The 3,001-nt window shown below is 45.3% G+C and carries 3 protein-coding genes; all 3 read left to right on the forward strand.

Features of this window, described 5'->3' with window-relative positions; all coding sequences use genetic code 11:
• The first annotated feature begins 487 nt into the window (after positions 1-487).
• A complete protein-coding gene (gene pilM, locus IQ242_RS21170) occupies positions 488-1,603 on the forward strand; it encodes a type IV pilus assembly protein PilM (protein WP_193961305.1) in 1,116 nt (371 codons plus the stop codon).
• A gap of 9 nt (positions 1,604-1,612) precedes the next feature.
• Positions 1,613-2,383: a PilN domain-containing protein gene (locus IQ242_RS21175; RefSeq protein ID WP_193961306.1), complete on the forward strand. Its 771-nt coding sequence runs from the start codon at positions 1,613-1,615 to the stop codon at positions 2,381-2,383.
• Positions 2,380-3,001 (forward strand): pilus assembly protein (locus IQ242_RS21180; RefSeq protein WP_193961307.1); only part of this gene is annotated, 622 nt, incomplete at its 3' end. The genes IQ242_RS21175 and IQ242_RS21180, both read left to right, overlap by 4 nt.

A 3,001-nucleotide genomic window follows, 5' to 3' on the forward strand; every position in this document is an offset into this window, starting at 1 on the left:
CCATTGGAGTGATGGGGGGGAAAATTCCGGGACTTTTTCCCTGAAAATTAGGTAATTGACCACCTGAAAATGGGTAAAACCCCACACCCCACACCCTGTGGCACCAGGAAAAACTTTTTGCCGCAAACCCTAACTAGGCTTGGCTGGCTTGATCTAGTGGAGCAGAAAAAAAAGGGGGGGGGAATGGCCAATTTTTGGCTTGGACTTGGTTCTTTCACCAAAATTGATTACAATATCACCATCAATAAGCACTTCCTCTCCTCTCACCCAGTTAAGATTAACCTAGATCTGAACACGGATAATCTGGTTAGTATTTAGGGACGAAATAGCTTCTCTCCTTCTCGATTTTTACCTTTTCTGGGTAATTTACCCAGTCAGGATCGTTGATAGACTGATTTACTGCCTTGATCGGGACTAAATGAAATCAGGTCAAAAAATTGTTTGCTTTGTTAATCACTAATTCTCTTAGAGCTGCCCAGGAAAATCTATGGTAAGTTTTTTTAAAAAGCTATTGACAAAAAAACCTCAAGGTGTTGGGTTAGAGATCACCCCGGAGCGTATTAACATAGCTCAGATCGCCAAACAGGGACAAAATTATAAATTAGTTAAATGTTGTTGGTCGGATATCCCGGAAGGCATCTTTGAGGAGGGAAAAATCGTCGATTCCCCCGCTTTAGCGGAATTAATCCAAGAATTCCTCAAGGAAAATAAAATTAACAGCAAACGAGTCGCTACTGGTGTGCCGATGCGCGAGTCAATGATCCGGATGATCCCCATTCCCTCGGAATTGGACGATCAGGAATTGCGAAATCTGGTCTTAAATCATGAGGCTAGTTTATACCTTCCCTATCCTCGCGAGGAAGTGGATCTCGACTACCAAAAACTAGGCTACTTTCAGGATGAAGACGGGATCGAAAAAGTACAAGTATTATTAGTTGCTACTCGTCGGGAGATTACCGATGCCTATATGGAAACCTTCCAACAGGCAGGATTACAGGTAGATGTGCTAGAAATTAATAGTTTTGCCCTAATTCGGACGATTCGCGAGCATTTGCGACAGTTTAGTTCCAATGAAGCCGCCGTTATTGTTGATATAGAATTTGATAACACGGAAATTGCCATCGTGGTGGACGGCGTTCCCCAATTTTCCCGCACTGTCCCCATCGGCACTTTCCAGCTACAAAATGCCCTCTCCAGGGCGATGAATTTGCCCACCTCCCGCAGTCCTGAGATTCTTTTGGGGATGACAATTCCGATTACTGCCTTTGATAGTCTTAGCACCAATACCGGCACTTCTGGGGCCCCTACTAACGCTGGGATGACGGCACTGATGCGCGTTTTAGGGGAATTAACCGATGAGTTACGGCGATCGATTAATTTCTATCTTAACCAAAGTGATGAACTGGAAATCGTCCAATTACTTTTAGCAGGTCCCGGGGGCGGTTTAGCGCAACTAGACGAATACTTTACTCAACGTCTCAGCGTCCCCACCATGGCAATCGATCCGATCGCATCACTGAACTTAGATACAACTCAAGAGATTCCTAATACCGAAAGACCGGGATTAGGAACAGTTCTCGGTTTAGGATTACGGGAGGTATAGACAAAAATTATGTATAGTCTTGACGTTAATTTTCTTAAGGATCGCCATCTTAGCCAAACGGGGAAAGGAACCCCCGCGGCCAAGATTTCCACCGCTATTAACCTGCGTAAACAAACACCCCTGTTGATCGGTGTGGGAGTGGGGGCCGGATTATTAGCACTGACGGGATTACTCGGTTTAAGCGTCGGTTGGCAAACCAGCGAAACTCAGGCCCTAATTCAGCAACTGGACGCGGAATTAGGTCAACTGCAAGCCCAAAGCAAAAAGCTAGAAGACCTGAGAGCGCAATTAACGGCAGTAGAAGGAGAAAATCAATCTCTGGTAACTGTATTCAATCAGATTAGGCCTTGGTCAGCCATTCTTCAAGAAATTCGCCAACAAACTCCCCCTAGCGTCCAGCTAACCACTGTGCAGCAGGTGGAGGTTCCCGCTGCCCCAGATCAAGGGCAACCGAATCGGGCTACTCAGTTAAAAATCAGTGGTTTTGCCAGTAGTTACGAAGCAGTCAATGATTATCTCTTAACCCTGCAAGCTTCCCCTTTTTTACAGGGTAAGAAAACGGTGATCGAAAGTGCTGCCCTGGCCGATTTGCCCGTACAGGTGGCTAATCAGTACAAGAATATTAGTGTGAGTTTCCCGCAAGCGGTTCAATTTGTGATCACCGCCCAATTAAGTGATACTCCCGCTACTCAACAACTGCTCAATCTTACCCGGAATGGAGCACTCGGAGTTATCACTAGGATTAATACTCTCAAACGCCAAGGAGCCATTCAACCATGACCTTTACCGAAGAATTTGAAGATCGCGAATTTGAGGAATTTGAGGAGTATCCTATCGCTTTCGGGATAACTTTTACTCCCCGCAATAGTGGCATCGCTGCCGCTGTGCTAGGTTTACTTGGCTCTTTCTATCTGCTTTTTAACTGGGTGATGCCTGCTTATAATGCCTTGCAACAGTTGCAAAACGATGCAGCCGGCAAACAACAACAGATAGATCAACAAAAAAGCGGTCTCGGGCCGGCCGAATTACCAAAAATTGAGAGTCAGTTGCAACAAAAAGAGGCAACTAAACAGCAAATTCTCGCGCTTTTCGCTCAAGAAAAGAACTTAAGCACAATTCTCTTAGATATTAGCAAGATCTTTAAGTCTCGCAATGTTAAGCTGATTAGTTTCCAACCCCAAGGACCAGAACCAGTGGTGGTTTCCGATGGTTCCCTCGGTAGCGCGGTTAATAATAAGCTCAAACGTCAAACTCTTAACGTCAAGATCGAAGGGAACTATGCTAACACTCAAGAGGTTATTCGGGATTTAGAAAGATTACAGCCGCTCATTTTGCTCAACAGTCTCAATACCCAGATGGAAAAGGAAGGATCGGCGGTTAAAGTGGTTAGTACTGGCG

This window comes from Microcystis sp. LEGE 08355 (assembly GCF_015207185.1).
Classification (GTDB): Bacteria; Cyanobacteriota; Cyanobacteriia; order Cyanobacteriales; family Microcystaceae; genus Microcystis; species Microcystis panniformis.